A 17,430-nucleotide genomic window follows, 5' to 3' on the forward strand; every position below is an offset into this window, starting at 1 on the left:
GGTCACGACGGGGAACCGCCGAGTTCCTTGTCCAGTGCGCTGAACAGCTCCTCGTCGGTCGCCGACTCCAGGTCGACGACGTCGTCGAGGTCCGCGCCGGCCGGCCGTAGGCCGTCCAGCCGGCGCAACAGGTCCCGCAGCCGGTCCTCCGCCCGGCCCCGCTCCGTCTCGTCCATCGCGACCACCGCCAGCGCCGCCTCCACCCGGTCCAGTTCGGCCAGTACGGAGGTCGGCGGCGTCTGCTGCGTCGGCGCGAGCTGCCCGGCCAGGTACTCCGCCACCGCGGTTGGGGTGGGGTGGTCGAAGACCAGCGTGGCCGGCAGTTGCAGCCCGGTCGCGGTACGCAGCCGGTTACGCAGTTCGACCGAGGTCAGCGAGTCGAAGCCGAGGTCCTTGAACGGCGAGCCCTCCGGCACCGAGGCTGGTGAGCCCTGACCCAGCACCACCGCCACGTGACCGCGTACCAGGTCCAGCAGCAGCCGGGGCCGCTCGCCGGCGGGCAGCGCGCCGAGCTGTTCGGCGAGCGACCGGCCGCCGACCACCTGCTCCTCGGCGGCGCGCCGGGCGGGGCCGCCCACCAGCGCGGTGAGGATGGCGGGGAGTCGGGTCTGGTTGCGCAGGGTGGGCAGGTGCAGCTTGACCGGCACCAGGTTGGGGTGGGTGTGGGTGAGGGCCGCGTCGAGGAGCGCGAGTCCTTCCTCGGTTTCCAGGCCCAGGCTGCCGGCGCGGGCCATCCGTGCGCGGTCGACCTCGCTCAGATGGCCGGTCATGCCGGTCTTCTGCGTCCAGTAGCCCCACGCCGTGCTGGTGGCCGGCAACCCGAGATCCCGCCGGTGCTGGGCGATCGCGTCGAGGAACGCGTTCGCCGCCGCGTAGTTCGCCTGGCCCGGGGTGTCGATGGTCCCCGAGCTGGACGAGAAGAGGACGAAGTGGGTGAGGGGGTGGTTCCTGGTGGCCTCGTGGAGGTGCCACGCGGTGTCGATCTTGGGATCGAGGGTGGCGTGCAGTTGGGCGGGTGTGAGGTTGGCCAGGGTGGTGTCGTTGAGGGTGCCGGCGGTGTGGACGACGCCGGTGAGGGGGTGCCCGGTGTGGTCGATGTGGTCGATGACCTCGGCGAGTTGGTTCCGGTCGGTGGTGTCGCAGCGGCTGACGGTGATGGTGGCGCCGAGGCCGGTGAGCTGATGGATGAGGGCGGCCGCGTGGGGGTGGTGAGGGCCCTGGCGGCTGAGCAGGTGGAGGTGACGGACGTCGTGGTGGGTCAGGAGGTGGGTGGCGGTGTGCTGGGCGAGGGTGCCGGTTCCGCCGGTGATGAGGGTGGTGCCTTCGGAAGTCCCGGCCGACCCGGACCGGCGGCGCGCTGCGGCGGTCGGCGAGGGCAGCGTGAGGGCGATCTTGCCGGTGTGGCGGGCGTTGGCGAGGTACCGGAACGCGGTGGGGGCGTGGCGGATGTCGTAGGCGCGGGTGGGCAGTGGCGGCAGGGTGCCGTCGTGGAACAGGGGCTGGAGGTGTTCGTAGAGGGCGGCGATGTGGTCTTCGCCGGGGTCCATGAGGTCGAAGGCTTGGTAGATGGTGTTCGGATGTTCGGTGCCCCAGGCGAGTGGGTCACGGATGTCGGTTTTACCCATGTCGATGAGGCGTCCGCCTGGGGTGAGGAGGCGGCCGGAGGCGTCGAGGTGTTCGCCGGTGAGGCTGTTGAGGACGACGTCGATGCCGGGGGTGCGGTATTGCTCTTCGAAGTCGAGGGTGCGGCTGTTGGCGATGTGTTCGGGGGTGATGCCCAACGCGTGGAGGGTGGGCCATTTGGTGGGGTGGGCGGTGGTGTGGATGTGGGCGCCGAGGTGGCGGGCGACGTGGAGGGCGGCCTGCCCGACGCCGCCGGTGGCGGCGTGGATGAGGACGCGTTCGCCGGGTTGGAGGTGGGCGAGGTCGTGCAGGGCGTAGTAGGCGGTGAGGTAGGCGATGGGTGCGGTGGCGGCCTGGGTGAGGGTCCAGCCGTCGGGGATCGGGGTGACGAGGCGGTGGTCGGTGACGGCAGTCGCGCCGATGCCGTTGAACAGGCCCATCACCTGTTGGCCGAGGTGCAGGCCGGTGACGGCGCTGCCGATTTCGGTGATGGTGCCGGCGCCTTCGCCGCCGATGGGGCGGGGGTCGTTGACGATGCCGAGGGCGACGACGACGTCGCGGAAGTTGACGCCGCCGGCGTGTAGGCGGACGCGGACTTCGTGGGGTTGCAGCGGGGCGGCGTAGTCGGGGCAGTGAACGAGGCTGAGGTTGTCGAGGCTTCCGCCGGAGGTGGTTTCCAGCCGCCAGGTGTCGCTGTCGGGTAGGGGCAGGCCCGCTGTCTGGTGGGCGGGTTGGAGACGGGGGGCGTGCAGGCGGCCGTCGCGGATCGCGAGTTGCGGCTCACCACACCCCACCGCCCCGTCGAGGGCGGCGATGCTCTCCGCGTTCTCGTCCAGGTCCATGACGGTGATCCGGTCCGGGTGTTCCGCCAGGCCGGTGCGGAGCATGCCCCAGCAGGTGGCGGCCGCCAGGTCGCTGATCCGGTCGTCCACTCCGGTGCTCACCGCGCCCCGGGTCAGCACCACCAGCCGGCTGTCGGCCAGCGCCTCCTCGGCCAGCCACTCCTGCAACACCCGCAGCAGCGACTCGGTCGAGCCGTGGGTGGCTGCCAGCACGTCCACGTCCGCCCCGTCGACCACCGGACCGACGCCGGGCCAGGGCAGCACGACCGTCCGCACCGCCGGGCCGCCGGCCGTGACGGCCTCGCCGAGCGCCGCCATCGTCGGGTACGCCGACACCGTCCCGAACGCCGCCGACCAGCGGTCGACCGCCTCCGGGTCGTCGCTCAGCACCGCCACCGGGCCGACCTCGACGCGCTCCGCCGGCTCGATCGGCAGCCAGTCCACGTGCAGCAGCCACTGCGGGTCCACCCGTACGTCGCCGCGCTCCGCGCCGTCGACCGGTACCTCGCGCAGCACCAGTGACCGGGCGTCCAGCACCGGCTCGCCGGCCGGGTCGTAGACGATCAGCGCGGCCTGGTCCCCGCCCCGGCGCACCAGGTGCACCCGGACGCTGGTCGCCCCGGTGGCGTGCAGCCGTACGCCGGACCAGACGAACGGCAGCTGCACCCGGCTCACGTCACCATCGGCGGCGAGGGCCAGTACGTGCAGCGCGGCGTCCAGCAACGCCGGGTGTATGCCGTACCCGTCGACGTCGCCCCGCACCGTTTCCGGCAGCGCCACCTCGGCGTAGAGGTCGTCACCGGCGCGCCACGCCCGGCGCAGGCCCTGGAACGCCGGCCCGTACCGGTAGCCCAGCTCGGCCAACCACTCGTACACCCCGTCGACGGTCAGCGGGTCGGCGCCGACCGGCGGCCACTCCGTACCGGCGGCGGGCGGTGCGGTGCTGGGTTCGACGGTGAGCGTCGCGGTGGCGTGGTGCGTCCAGGCCGTCTCGTCGGTACGTCCCGAGGGACGGGAGTGGACCGTCAGGCGACGGCGGTCCTCCTCGTCCGGCGGGTCGAGGGTGACCTGCACGTCGGTCGGCTGTTCGGTGAGGAACAGCGGCTGGTGCAGGGCCAGCTCGTCGAGGTGCCGGTGTCCGGTGCCGGCGCCGGCGTGCAGGGCGAGGTCCACGTACGCGGTCGCCGGCAGCAGGCAGCCGGCCGTGATGGCGTGGTCGACGAGCCACGGGTGGCTGCGGGTGGAGAGCTGGCCGGTGAAGAGGCGCTGGCCGGTGGGGGTGGCCAGTTGGCCGGTGAGCAGCGGGTGCTGTGGTCCGTCCTGCCGCCGGTTGCGCCGCCCGGTGAGCCAGTACGGCTGGTGGTGGAAGGGGTACGTGGGTGGGGTGGTGTGGGTCTGGGTTGTCGGGAGTAGGTGGGTCCAGGTGATGGGGTGGTTGGTGTGGGTGTGGAGGTGGGCGGTGTTGGTGAGGAGGGTGTGCCAGGGGTCGGTGTCGCGGCGGAGGGTGTGGCAGACGGTGGTGTCGTTGTCGATGGTGGGGGCGAGGAGGGGGTGTGGGCTGATCTCGATGAGGGTGTGGTGTCCGTCGGTGGTGAGGGTTTGGAGGGTGGGGTGGAAGTGGACGGGTTGGCGTAGGTTGTCCCACCAGTAGTCGATGGTCAGTTCGGTGCCGGGGACGGCCTGTTGGCGGGTGCTGCTGTAGAACGTGGTGTCGCTGCTCTGGGGGTTGACGGTGGCCTTGGTCAGCTCGGCTTGTAGTGGGTCGATGTGGGGGCAGTGGCTGGCGTAGCTGACCGGGATGATTTTGGCGGTCAGGCCGTGGCTGGTGAGGGCTTGGTGGGCGGCTTGGATGGCGTGGGGGGTGCCGGAGAGGACGCTGCTGGTGGGCGCGTTGTGGGCGGCGAGGTGCAGGCTCGCGGCGTGTTCGGGCACCAGTCGGGTCAGCAGGTCGGGTAGTTCGTCGGGGGTGGGGCCGGTGACGGCGAGCATGCCGCCGGTGCCTTCGATGGTGGTCAGCGCCTGTCCGCGGTGGGTGATGAGCCGTGCGGCCTGGTCGAGGGCGAGGATCCCGGTGGCGTGGGCGGCGGTGATCTCGCCCTGGGAATGGCCGATGACGGCATCAGGGTTGATGCCGTGGTGCCGCCACAGTGCGGTGAGCGCGGTGGTGACCGCGAACAGGACCGGTTGGACGACATCGACCCGGTCCAGGCTGGCCGCGTCGGGTTTTTCCAGGATCACGTCGAGCAGTGACCAGTCGACGTGCCGGCGCAGGGTGGCATCGGTGGTGTTGATGCTGTCACGGAAGACGGTCGAGGTGCGGTAGAGCTGGTGGGCCATGGCGGGCCATTGACTGCCCTGACCGGGGTAGATGAACCCGACTCTGCCGCCGTCTCGGGCCTCACCGACGGTCAGGTTGTCGTGCTCGACCCCGTCGGCCAGAGCGGTGAGGGCTTCGCGCATCTCCTCGACGGTGCGACCGAGAACGACCGCCCGGCACGGGAACGTGCTACGCCCGACGAGGGCGTGGGCGACGCCGACCAGATCCAGGCCGTCCGTGTCAGCGGCCCAGTCCCGCAGCCGGCGGGCGTACTCCCGCAACGACGTGTCGGTCTTCGCGGACAGCAGCCAGGGCACCCACCCACCACCGGGCAGGTCGGTCAACTCGTCCGGCCCGTCGAGGGCGGGCACGGCGACCGGCTCCGTCGGGAACTCCTCGAGGATCAGGTGGGCGTTGGTGCCGCTCATGCCGAAGGCCGACACCGCCGCCCGCCGCAGGTGTCCGTTCGGCTTCCAGTCGACCACCCGGTCGAGCAGCCGTACGCTGCCGCTGTCCCAGTCGACGTGCGGGGTGGGGGCGTCGATGTGCAGCGAGCGGGGCAGCATGCCCTGCTGCATGGCCACCACCATCTTGATCACACCGGCGACGCCCGCCGCGGCCTGGGTGTGGCCGATGTTGGACTTGATCGACCCGAGCCAGAGTGGCTGGTCGTCGCGCCGCTGTTGTCCGTAGGTGGCGAGGAGTGCCTGGGCTTCGATGGGGTCGCCGAGGGTGGTGCCGGTGCCGTGGGCCTCCACGGCGTCCACGTCGGCCGGCGTCAACCTCGCGTTGGCCAGGGCCTGGCGGATGACGCGTTCCTGCGCCGGTCCGTTCGGTGCGGTCAGCCCGTTGCTGGCGCCGTCCTGGTTGACCGCCGAGCCGCGCACCACAGCGAGGATCCGGTGGCCGCGTTCCCGGGCCACGGAGAGCCGTTCGAGGAGCACCAGACCGACGCCCTCGGAGAACCCGAAACCGTCCGCCGCCGCCGCGAACGGCTTGCACCGGCCGTCCGGCGACAGCCCTCGCTGCCGACTGAACTCCACGAAGCCTCCGGGCGTGGCCAGCACCGTCACCCCGCCCGCGAGCGCCAGGTCGCACTCGCCGTTACGGATCGCCTGTGCCGCCAGATGCATCGCCACCAGCGACGACGAACACGCCGTGTCCACGGTCATCGCCGGGCCCTCCAACCCCAGCGTGTACGCGATCCGTCCCGACGCCAGCGCGGTCGTCGCCCCGGTCATCAGGTAGCCCTCGTAGTCCTCGGGCACCTCGTCGAACCGGGGCCCGTAGTCGTTGTCGATGACCCCGGTGAAGACGCCCGTCGCGGTGCCGCGCAGGCCGGCCGGGTCGATGCCCGCCCGCTCCACCGCCTCCCAGGCGGTCTCCAGCAGCAGCCGCTGCTGCGGGTCCATCGCCGCAGCCTCCCGGGCGTTGATGCCGAAGAAGGCCGCGTCGAAGCCGGCGGCATCGGCGAGGAACCCGCCGTGCCGGGTGTACGTGGTCCCCGGCGTGCCGGGTTCCGGGTGGTAGATGGCCTCGATGTCCCAGCCCCGTCCGTCCGGGAACTCGCTGATCGCGTCGCCCTCGGAGATCACCAGCTGCCACAGCTGCTCCGGTGAACCGATGCCGCCCGGGTAGCGGCAGGCCATGCCGATGATCGCTACCGGTTCGTCGACGGCGGCCACCCGTACCGGCGCCGCGGCGCGGGCCGCCGGAACCCCGGAGACCAGCTCCCGCAGATGATCGACCACCGCTGTCGGGGTGGGACGGTCGAACACCAGCGTGGCCGGCAGCGTCAGGCCGGTGGCCGCGCCGAGCCGGTTGCGCAGCTCCACGGCCGTGAGGGAGGTGAACCCGAGGTCCTTGAACGCCTGCTCCGGGTCGACGGCGTCCGCCGACTCCAGGCCGGCCACCGTCGCCACGGCCCCCAGCACCAGGTCGTGCAGGGCCTTGCGCTGCTCGGCCGGCGGGCGGGCGGCCAGCCGCTCCGCGTACGTCAGCGGGCCGGCGTCGTCAACGGCGTCCCGCAGCCGGGCGCGGAACAACCCGCGCAGCGGCGCGGGCACCGGCCCGGCCGGCTCGCTGACCCGTCCGGCGAGCAGTACCGCCGCGCCGGTGGCGAGGGCCAGGTCGAGCGGGCCCGACCCGGATGCCGGAACGACACCGTCGGGCCGTGGCGCGTCGGCCGCCCCGCCGGCCACACTGACCGCGGTCAGCCCGTACGCCCGCCGGTGGTGGGCCAGCGCGTCGAGGAACGCGGCGTCGCCGCCACGGGCGCTCTCGCCGGGGGTGCCGAGCGTGCCGGCCACGTCGGAGAGCAGGACGAACGCCGCCAGGTCGAGTTGGCGGGTCGCCTCGTGCAGCGCCCACGCGGTCGCCGGGTCGCCCCCGGCGTGCAGCACGGCGGTGACCGGGTGGGCCGGGTCGACGGTGGCGAGCAGGTCGGTCAGGGCGTCGGGGTCGGTGGTGTCGCCACCGGTGACGGTGACCTGGGCGCCGATCCCGGTCAGGGCACCGACCGCCGGTGCCGCGTCGACGGTGCCGGCCAGCAGCAGGCGCCGTACCCCGTGCCGGGTGACCAGGTCCCGCGCCGCCGCGACGGCCCGCGCGTCGCCGGTCACCAGGACCGTGCTGTCCGGGCCGAAGCCGGCGGTGACCGGGGCGTCGACGGCCGTCCGGACCAGCCGGGGCACGAGCACCGCGCCGGTACGCAGGGCGAGCCGGGGTTCGCTGGCCGCGACGGCGGCGGCCACCGCCCGGTCCTGGACCGCCTCGCTCTCCGGGAGCCCGTCGGTGTCGACCAGGACGATCCGGCCGGGCTCGGCGGCCTGCGCCGCGCCGGCGGCACCCCACACCGCCGCCGCCGGCAGGTCGCGCGGGTCCTCGCCGGGCAGCGCCGCGACGGCGTGCCGGGTCAGCACCACCAGGGGCGGCCCGGCCGGGTCGCCGACCGCCGACTGGAGGAGCGCCACCGCTCGGCCCGCGGCGTTCACCGGGTCGGCCAGTTCGGCCTCCGGCGTCCGGTACGACCAGACGGTGCCGGCGGCATCGGACACCCCAGCGGGCTCGGGCACCGGCCACTGCTCCCAGGCCAGGGCGTACAGCTCCGGTGCCGGACCGGTGGCAGCCAGCCGGTTGACGGGCAGTTTTCCGGTGTCGATCGCGGCGGTGAGTACCGGCTGACCGGCCGGGTCGTAGCCGGCGAGGGTGAACCGGCCGTCCCCGGCCGGCCGCAGCAGCACCCTTAGCGCGGTGGCGCCGGTGGCCAGCAGCCGCACCTCGGACCATCCGATGACTGTCGGCGTCGCGTCGGGCTGCCGGATCCCCAGGTCGGCCAGCAGCGGATGCAGGGCCGCCTCCAGCAGCGCCGGGTGCAGCGCGTGCTGCGTGGCCTCCGCCCGCTGTTCCTCGTCGAGGGCGACCTCGACGACCAGCCCGCCGTCCTGTCGCCAGGCCTCGCGCAGGCAGCGCAGGGTCGGTCCGGGTCGGTGGCCCGCCGCGCCGAGCCGGGCGTACACGTCGGTGACGTCGACCGGTTCGGCGCCAGCCGGCGGCCAGACCGGCGCGGCCGGCGGCGCGGCCGGCGGCGCGGCCGGCGCGGTGGTGCCGAGAATCCCGCCGCCGTGCCGGGTCCACGCCGCATCCGGCTCGCTCTCCGCGTCCCGCGCGTGGATGGTCACGGTACGCCGGCCCGCGTCGTCGGCCACCGCCACGGTGACCTGCACCTGTACGGCCCGGCCGTCGGGTACGGGCAGCGGCGTGGGCACGGTCAGCTCCGTGAGGTACGGGTGCCCGGTGCTGACGCCGACGTGTAGCGCCAGGTCCAGGAAGGCGCTCGCCGGCAGCAGCCGGGTCGCCAGTACCCGGTGGTCGTCGAGCCAACTGGTGCCGGCGGCCAGCCGTCCGGCGAGGACCGTGCCGCCCTCGCTGGCCAGGTCGAGTCGGGTGGTCAGCACGGCGTGCCGGGTGGGGTGCAGTCCCAGGTCGGCCGGGGTGGTCCGGTGGGTGCCGGACAGCCAGTGCCGGGTGGACTGGAACGGGTAGGTGGGCAGGTCCAGCTGGGGGTGACCGCCGGCCGGGCGGGCGTCGAGCGCCGCGGCGGCCGCGAGCAGCGCACGCGGGCCGGGCCGATCCTTGTGTAGGGCGGAGACCGCGACGACGTCGCTCAGCGTCTGCTGGTGTAGCGCGGTGAGGGTGGCGTCGGGTCCGAGTTCGAGGAAGGTGTGTACGCCGTGTTGGTCGTGGAGTGTGGTGATGCCGTCGGCGTAGTGGACGGGGGCGAGGAGGTGTTCCACCCAGTAGTCGGGGTTGGTGAGTTGTTCGGTGGTGGCGGGTTGTCCGGTGACGTTGCTGATCACTGGGAGGGTGGGTGGGGTGTAGGTGAGGCTTGCGGCGGTGGTGCGGAACTCGTCGGCGATGGCGGCCATGTGGGGTGAGTGGAAGGCGTGGCTGACTTTGAGGGTGGTGGCCTTGCGTCCTTGTTCGCGCCATTGGGTGGCGAGTTGGTGGCAGGTGTGGTGGTCGCCGCTGATGACGATGTTGTGTGGGGTGTTGATGGCGGCGATGGTGACGTCGTCGTGGCCGTTGATGAGTTGTTCGGCTTCGTTGCGGGTGGCTTGGAGGGCGATCATCGCGCCGGGGGTGGTGATGCTGTTCATCAGGCGGGCGCGGGTGGTGACGAGTAGGGCGGCGTCGGTGAGGGTGAGGACTCCGGCGAGGTGGGCGGCGGTGATTTCGCCGAGGGAGTGTCCGGTGAGGTAGTCGGCGTTGAGGCCGAGTTGGGTGGTGGCGACCTGGTGCAGGGCGATGTGGAGGGCGAACAGGGCGGGTTGGGTGTAGGCGGTGGTGTCCAGCAGGGCGGCGAGGTCGGTGCCGGGTTCGGCGAACACGACGTCTTGGAGGCGGTGTTCCAGGTGTGGGTTCAGGGCGTCGCAGGCCTGGTCGAACGTGTCGCGGTAGACCGGGTTGGTGGCGTACAGGTCGGCGCCCATGCCCGGGTACTGGCTGCCCTGACCCGTGAAACAGAAGGCGGTCCGGCCGGGGTCGCCGGTGCTGCCGGTGACGACGACGGGATGCGGTCGCCCCTCGGAGAGCGCGGCCAGCGCGGCGGCGAACTCGTCACCGGTGCGGGCCACCAGCACGGCGCGGTGCGGGAAGCGGGACCGCCGGGCGAGCGCGTCCCCGACCTCGGCCGGGGTGACATCCTCCTCGTGTTCGGCCAGCCACCCGCCCAGCCGCCCGGCGTACGCGCGTAGCGCCGGCTCGGTCTTCGCCGACAACACCCACGACACCCACCCGTCCCACGGGTCGACGCTCGGTGTGACGGCTGGCGTCGTGGCGGGCGCCTCCTCGATGATCACGTGGGCGTTGGTGCCGCTGACGCCGAACGAGGACACCGCCCCGCGCCGTGGGTGCCCGTTCCGCCGCCACTCGACGGGCTCGTCGAGGAGGCGGACGTTTCCGCTGGTCCAGTCGACGTGGGGGCTCGGCGCATCGATGTGCAGGGAACGGGGCAGCAGGCCGTGTCGCATCGACAGGACCATTTTGATCACCCCGGCCACACCGGCGGCGGCCTGGGTGTGGCCGATGTTGGATTTGATCGAGCCGAGCCAGAGTGGCTGGTCGTCGCGGCGGTGTTGGCCGTAGGTGGCGAGGAGTGCCTGGGCTTCGATGGGGTCGCCGAGGGTGGTGCCGGTGCCGTGGGCCTCGACGGCGTCGACGTCGGCCGGCGTCAGCCTCGCGTTGGCCAGGGCCTGGCGGATGACGCGTTCCTGGGATGGTCCGTTCGGTGCGGTCAGGCCGTTGCTGGCGCCGTCCTGGTTGACGGCGGAGCCGCGGATGACGGCGAGGATCTGGTGGCCGCGCTCCTGCGCCACCGACTGCCGCTCCAGCAGCAGTAGGCCCACACCCTCGCCCCAGCCGGTGCCGTCGGCGGCGGCGGCGAACGGCTTGCACCGGCCGTCCGGTGCCAGTCCCCGCTGCCGGCTGAACTCGATGAGCATGCCGGGGGTGGCCATGACGGTGACGCCACCGGCGAGCGCCATGTCGCACTCGCCGTTGCGGATCGCCTGCGCGGCCAGGTGCATGGCGACCAGGGACGACGAGCAGGCGGTGTCCACGGTGACCGCCGGTCCCTCCAGCCCCAGCAGGTACGCCACCCGCCCGGACGCCACGCTCGTCGTGTTCCCGGTCAGCATGAACCCCTCGTACGCCTCCGGCGCCTCGTGCATCCGGGGTCCGTACTCGTCGAAGGCCAGGCCGGTGAAGACACCGGTGGCGCTGCCGCGCAGGCTGGTCGGGTCGATGCCGGCCCGCTCGATGCTCTCCCAGGCGGTCTCCAGCAGCAGCCGCTGCTGCGGGTCCATCGCCGTCGCCTCACGCGGGCTGATCCCGAAGAAGGCGGCGTCGAAGTCGGTGGCCCCGGCGATGAAACCGGCCTCCCGGGCGTACGTGGTGCCGGCGTGCTCCGGGCGCGGATCGTAGAGCCGCTCCAACCGCCAACCACGGTCGGTCGGAAACTCCCCGATCGCGTCCCGGCCCGAGGCCAGCAGCTCCCACAACTCCTCCGGGTTGCCGGCCCCGCCCGGGTAGCGGCACGCCATCCCCACGATCGCGATCGGCTCGTCGGCGGCCGCTGTCCGCACCACCCGCGCCACTGCCGCCGGCTGCCCGGCCCGGCCCGGCAACCGGCCGGCGAGGTACTCGACGACGGCCGCCGGGGTGGGGTGATCGAAGACGAGGGTGGCCGGCAGTTGCAGATCGGTGACCGTGCTCAGCCGGTTGCGCAGCTCGACCGAGGTCAACGAGTCGAACCCCAGGTCGCGGAAGGCCCGCCCGAGCTGGATGGATTCGGCCGTCGCGTGGCCGAGTACGACCGCCACCGTCGTACGCAGCAGATCCTCCAGCGCGGCCCGCCGCTCGTCCGCCCCGAGACCGGCCAGGCGGTCCATCAGGGCGCCCCCGGCGTCGTCCCCGTCCCCGGCGACCGCCCGCCGGCTGGGCGCGCCGGCGAGGGCGGTGAGGATGGCGGGGATGTGCGGTTGGTTGCGGAGGGTGGGGCGGTGGAGCTTGACGGGGGCGAGGGTGGGGTGGGTGTGGGTGAGAGCCGCGTCGAGAAGGGCCAGACCCTCGTTCGTGTCGAGTCCGAGGCTGCCGGTTCGCGCCATCCGCGCCCGGTCCACCTCGGTCAGGTGCGCGGTCATCGCGCTGGTGTCGTTCCAGTAACCCCAGGCCAGGGCGGCCGCCGGCAGCCCGTCGGCACGCCGGTACTCCGCCAGCGCGTCCAGGAAGGTGTTCGCCGCCGCGTACCCGGCCTGGCCACCGGTGCCGAGGGTCCCGGCGAACGCCGAGAAGAGGACGAAGTGGGTGAGGGGGCGGTTTCTGGTGGCCTCGTGGAGGTGCCACGCCGCGTCGACCTTGGGACCGAGGGTGGCGTGGAGGTTGTCCGGGGCGAGGTTGGTGAGGGTGGTGTCGTTGAGGGTGCCGGCGGTGTGGACGACGCCGGTGAGGGGGTGCCCGGTGCGGTCGATGTGGTCGATGACCTCGGCCAGTCGCGCCTGGTCGGTGATGTCGCAGCGGCTGACGGTGATGGTGGCGCCGAGCCCGGCGAGCTGCTGGACGAGACGGGCGGTGTCCGGGTGGTGAGCCCCCTGGCGGCTGAGCAGGTGGAGGTGGCGCGCTCCATGGTGGGCGACGAGGTGAGCCGCGGCATGTTGGGCGAGGGTGCCGGTTCCGCCGGTGACGAGGGTGGTGCCGTGGGCGTCGACCGGTGCGGCCGGGAGGGTGAGGGCGATCTTGCCGGTGTGGCGGGCGTTGGCGAGGTACCGGAAGGCGGTGGGGGCGTGGCGGATGTCGTAGGCGCGGGTGGGCAGTGGCGGCAGGGTGCCGTCGTGGAACAGGGGCTGGAGGTGTTGGTAGAGGGCGGCGATGTGGTCTTCGCCCGGGTCCATGAGGTCGAAGGCTTGGTAGGTGGTGTTCGGATGTTCGGTGCCCCAGGCGAGTGGGTCACGGATGTCGGTTTTACCCATGTCGATGAGGCGTCCGCCTGAGGTGAGGAGGCGGCCGGAGGCGTCGAGGTGTTCGCCGGTGAGGCTGTTGAGGACGACGTCGATGCCGGGGGTGCGGTATTGCTCTTCGAAGTCGAGGGTGCGGCTGTTGGCGATGTGTTCGGGGGTGATGCCCAACGCGTGGAGGGTGGGCCATTTGGTGGGGTGGGCGGTGGTGTGGATGTGGGCGCCGAGGTGGCGGGCGACGTGGAGGGCGGCCTGCCCGACGCCGCCGGTGGCGGCGTGGATGAGGACGCGTTCGCCGGGTTGGAGGTGGGCGAGGTCGTGCAGGGCGTAGTAGGCGGTGAGGTAGGCGATGGGTGCGGTGGCGGCCTGGGTGAGGGTCCAGCCGTCGGGGATCGGGGTGACGAGGCGGTGGTCGGTGACGGCGGTCGCGCCGATGCCGTTGAACAGGCCCATCACCTGTTGGCCGGTGTGGAGGTCGGTGACGGCGCTGCCGATTTCGGTGATGGTGCCGGCGCCTTCGCCGCCGATGGGGCGGGGGTCGTTGACGATGCCGAGGGCGACGACGACGTCGCGGAAGTTGACGCCGCCGGCGTGTAGGCGGACGCGGACTTCGTGGGGTTGCAGCGGGGCGGCGTAGTCGGGGCAGTGAACGAGGCTGAGATTGTCGAGGCTTCCACCGGAGGTGGTTTCCAGCCGCCAGGTGTCGCTGTCGGGTAGGGGCAGGCCCGCTGTCTGGTGGGCGGGTTGGAGGCGGGGGGCGTGCAGGCGGCCGTCGCGGATCGCGAGTTGCGGCTCACCACACCCCACCGCCCGGGTCAGCAGCTCCGACACGTCGTCCGTACCGGTCGCGTCGAGGTCGACGATGATGATCCGGTCCGGGTGCTCGGTCTGGCTGGAGCGCACCAGCCCCCAGCAGGCGGCGCCGGCCAGGTCGCTGATCCGGTCGTCCACGCCGGTGCTCACCGCACCCCGGGTCAGCACCACCAGCCGGCTGTCGGCCAGCGCCTCCTCGGCCAGCCACTCCTGCAACCGCAGCAGCAGCGACTCCGTCAACCCGTGTGTCGTTCCCAGCAGGCCGGCATCCTCGTCCTCGCCGCCGGGGGCCCAGCAGGGCACCACCACGGCCTCGGCACCGATGGCACGTACGGTCTCCACCGAGTCGGCGACCCGCGCCGCCGGGAGGATCCGACGCAGCAGGTCGGCGGCGGCCTCGTCGGCACCGAGCGCGGCGAAGTCGAGCGCCCCAGGCTGTTCGACCGCCGCCTCGACACCGGCGAGGACTGGCCAGTCCAGGTGCAGCAGCCACTGCGGATCCAACCGTGGCGCGGCCGGCCCGCCGGCCTGGCGCGGTATCTCCCGCAGCACCAGCGACCGGGCCGTCAGCACCGGCTGTCCGGCCGGGTCGTGCACGGCCAACTCGGCGCGGTCGGCGGCGGTGCGGGACAGGCGTACCCGCAGCGACGTCGCCCCGGTGGCGTGCAGGCGCACTCCGGACCAGACGAACGGCAGCCAGACTCCGTCCCGCACGTCGTCGGACACCCCCAGGACGTGCAACGCCGCGTCCAGCAACGCCGGGTGTACGCCGAACCGATCGACGTCGGCGCGTACGCCCTCCGGCAGCGTCACCTCCGCGTAGAGGTCGTCACCCGAGTGCCACGCCCGGCGCAGGCCCTGGAACGCCGGCCCGTACCGGTAGCCCAGTTCCGCCAACTCGTCGTACAGGCCGGCCACGTCCAGCGGCTCGGCTCCGTCCGGCGGCCATGCGGTCGGCCACTCCGCCACCCCGGCCGCGATGGTGGTCAGCCGGCCCGAGGCGTTCATCGTCCAGGCCGCGTCGGTCTCCCCGGCCGGGCGGGAGTGCACCTCCACCACCCGCTGCCCGTCCGTCGGCTCGGCGAGGACGACCTGCACCTCCACGGCGCCGTCCGCCGGCAACGCCAGCGGGCTGTGCAGGGTCAATTCGTCCAGGTACGGATGCCCGCCGGCCAGCCCGGCGTGCAGCGCCATGTCGACCAGGGCCGTGGCCGGCAGCAGGCACCGGTCGGCGATGGTGTGGTCCACCAGCCACGGATGGGTGGCCGACGACAGCCGCCCGGTGAGGAGCGTACGGGCATCGCTGGCCAGGTCGAGCCGCCCGCCGAGCAGCGGATGGGTGCTCGGCCGCAGCCCGAGGTCGGTCGGTCGGGCGGTGGCCCCGGTCACCAGCCAGTGCCGGGTGTGCTGGAACGGGTAGGTGGGCAGGTCCAGGTGAGCGCCGGCATCGGCGGGCCGGCCGCCGACGCTGGCGGCGGCCGCGAGCAGGGTGTACTGGTGGGGCCGCTTCCGGTGCAGGGTGGGAACGGCGACGACGTCGCTCAGCGTCTGCTGGTGTAGCGCGGTGAGGGTGGCGTCGGGTCCGAGTTCGAGGAAGGTGTGTACGCCGTGTTGGTCGTGGAGTGTGGTGATGCCGTTGGCGTAGTGGACGGGGGCGAGGAGGTGTTCCACCCAGTAGTCGGGGTTGGTGAGTTGTTCGGTGGTGGCGGGTTGTCCGGTGACGTTGCTGATCACTGGGAGGGTGGGTGGGGTGTAGGTGAGGCTCGCGGCGGTGGTGCGGAACTCGTCGGCGATGGCGGCCATGTGGGGTGAGTGGAAGGCGTGGCTGACTTTGAGGGTGGTGGCCTTGCGTCCTTGTTCGCGCCATCGGGTGGCGAGTTGGTGGCAGGTGTGGTGGTCGCCGCTGATGACGATGTTGTGTGGAGTGTTGATGGCGGCGATGGTGACGCGGTCGTGGCCGTTGATGAGTTGTTCGGCTTCGTTGCGGGTGGCTTGGAGGGCGATCATCGCGCCGGGGGTGGTGATGCTGTTCATCAGGCGGGCGCGGGTGGTGACGAGTAGGGCGGCGTCGGTGAGGGTGAGGACTCCGGCGAGGTGGGCGGCGGTGATTTCGCCGAGGGAGTGTCCGGTGAGGTAGTCGGCGTTGAGGCCGAGTTGGGTGGTGGCGACCTGGTGCAGGGCGATGTGGAGGGCGAACAGGGCGGGTTGGGTGTAGGCGGTGGTGTCCAGCAGGGCGGCGAGGTCGGTGCCGGGTTCGGCGAACACGACGTCTTGGAGGCGGTGTTCCAGGTGTGGGTTCAGGGCGTCGCAGGCCTGGTCGAACGTGTCGCGGTAGACCGGGTTGGTGGCGTACAGGTCGGCGCCCATGCCCGGGTACTGGCTGCCCTGACCCGTGAAGCAGAACGCCACCCTGCCGGGCTGGTCCACCGTGCTCGTGCTCAGGTGGGGGTGCGGCTCGCCGTTGGCCAGTGCGGTCAGCGCGGCGGTGAAGTCCTCGCGGCTGGCGGCGGTCACCACCGCCCGGTGCGCGAACCGGGTACGCCGCGCCAGTGCCTCCGCGACCGTGGCCGGCGCGACGTCCGGATGCCCGGCAAGCCAAGCCGCCAGGCGGGCGGCGTGGTCGCGGAGCGCGTCCCCGCTCCTGGCCGACAGCAGCCACGACGCCCACCCGTCCCACGGGCTGGCGGGGGCCGGCGCGTCCGCGGTCTCCGCCGCAGGGGCCTCCTCAAGGATCACGTGCGCGTTGGTGCCGCTGATGCCGAACGACGACACCCCGGCCCGGCGCGGCTGCCCGCCCGGCGTCCAGTCCACCGCCCGGTCGAGCAGCCGCACCCGACCGCTGTCCCAGTTGACGTGCGGGGTGGGGGCGTCGATGTGCAGCGAGCGGGGCAGCAGGCCGTTCCGCATCGCCTGGACCATTTTGATCACGCCGGCGATGCCGGCGGCGGCCTGGGTGTGGCCGATGTTGGACTTGATCGACCCGAGCCAGAGTGGCTGGTCGTCGCGGCGGTGTTGTCCGTAGGTGGCGAGGAGTGCCTGGGCTTCGATGGGGTCGCCGAGGGTGGTGCCGGTGCCGTGTGCCTCGACGGCGTCGACGTCGGCGGGGGTCAACCTCGCGTTGGCCAGGGCCTGGCGGATGACGCGTTCCTGCGCCGGTCCGTTCGGCGCGGAGAGCTGGCTGCTCGTACCGTCCTGGTTCAACGCCGAGCCGCGGATGACCGCCAGGATCGGGTGCCCGAGCCGGCGCGCCCGGGACAGCCGTTCCACCAGCACCAGACCGACGCCCTCGCCCCATCCGGTGCCGTCGGCCCCCGCCGCGAACGGCTTGCACCGTCCGTCGGCGGCCAGCCCCCGCTGCCGGGCGAACTCGACGAAGTTGTCCGGTGTGGTCATCACCGCCACACCGCCCGCGAGGGCCAGGTCACACTCCCCGTTACGGATGGCCTGGCTGGCCAGGTGCAGCGCGACCAGCGAGGACGAGCAGGCGGTGTCCACCGTGACCGCCGGCCCCTCCAGGCCCAGCACGTACGCCACCCGCCCGGACACCACACTGGACGTGTTGCCGGTGAGCAGGTAGCCCTCGATCCCCTCCGGCGCCTGGTGCCGCTCGTGCAGCCGGGGCCCGTAATCCTGGGCGACCACCCCGGTGAAGACGCCGGTGGTGCTGCCGCGCAGCGTGGTCGGGTCGATGCCGGCCCGCTCGATGGTCTCCCACGCGGTCTCCAGCAGCAGCCGCTGCTGCGGATCGGTGGCCAGCGCCTCCCTCGGGCTGATCGCGAAGAAACCGGGATCGAAGTCACCCGCGTCGTAGAGGAAACCGCCC

At 72.8% G+C, this 17,430-nt stretch carries 1 protein-coding gene (only partly in view); it reads right to left on the reverse strand.

Annotation, left to right across the window (positions count from 1 at the left end):
• Window positions 1-2: 2 nt before the first annotated feature.
• On the reverse strand, window positions 3-17,430 hold the 3' portion of the coding sequence (locus GA0070604_RS13795; protein WP_091118315.1) for a type I polyketide synthase. It continues 284 nt past the right edge of the window; the window shows 17,428 of its 17,712 coding nt (coding positions 285-17,712); the start codon falls outside the window, past its right edge; it ends in the stop codon at window positions 3-5.

This window comes from Micromonospora eburnea, assembly GCF_900090225.1.
GTDB lineage: Bacteria > Actinomycetota > Actinomycetes > Mycobacteriales > Micromonosporaceae > Micromonospora > Micromonospora eburnea.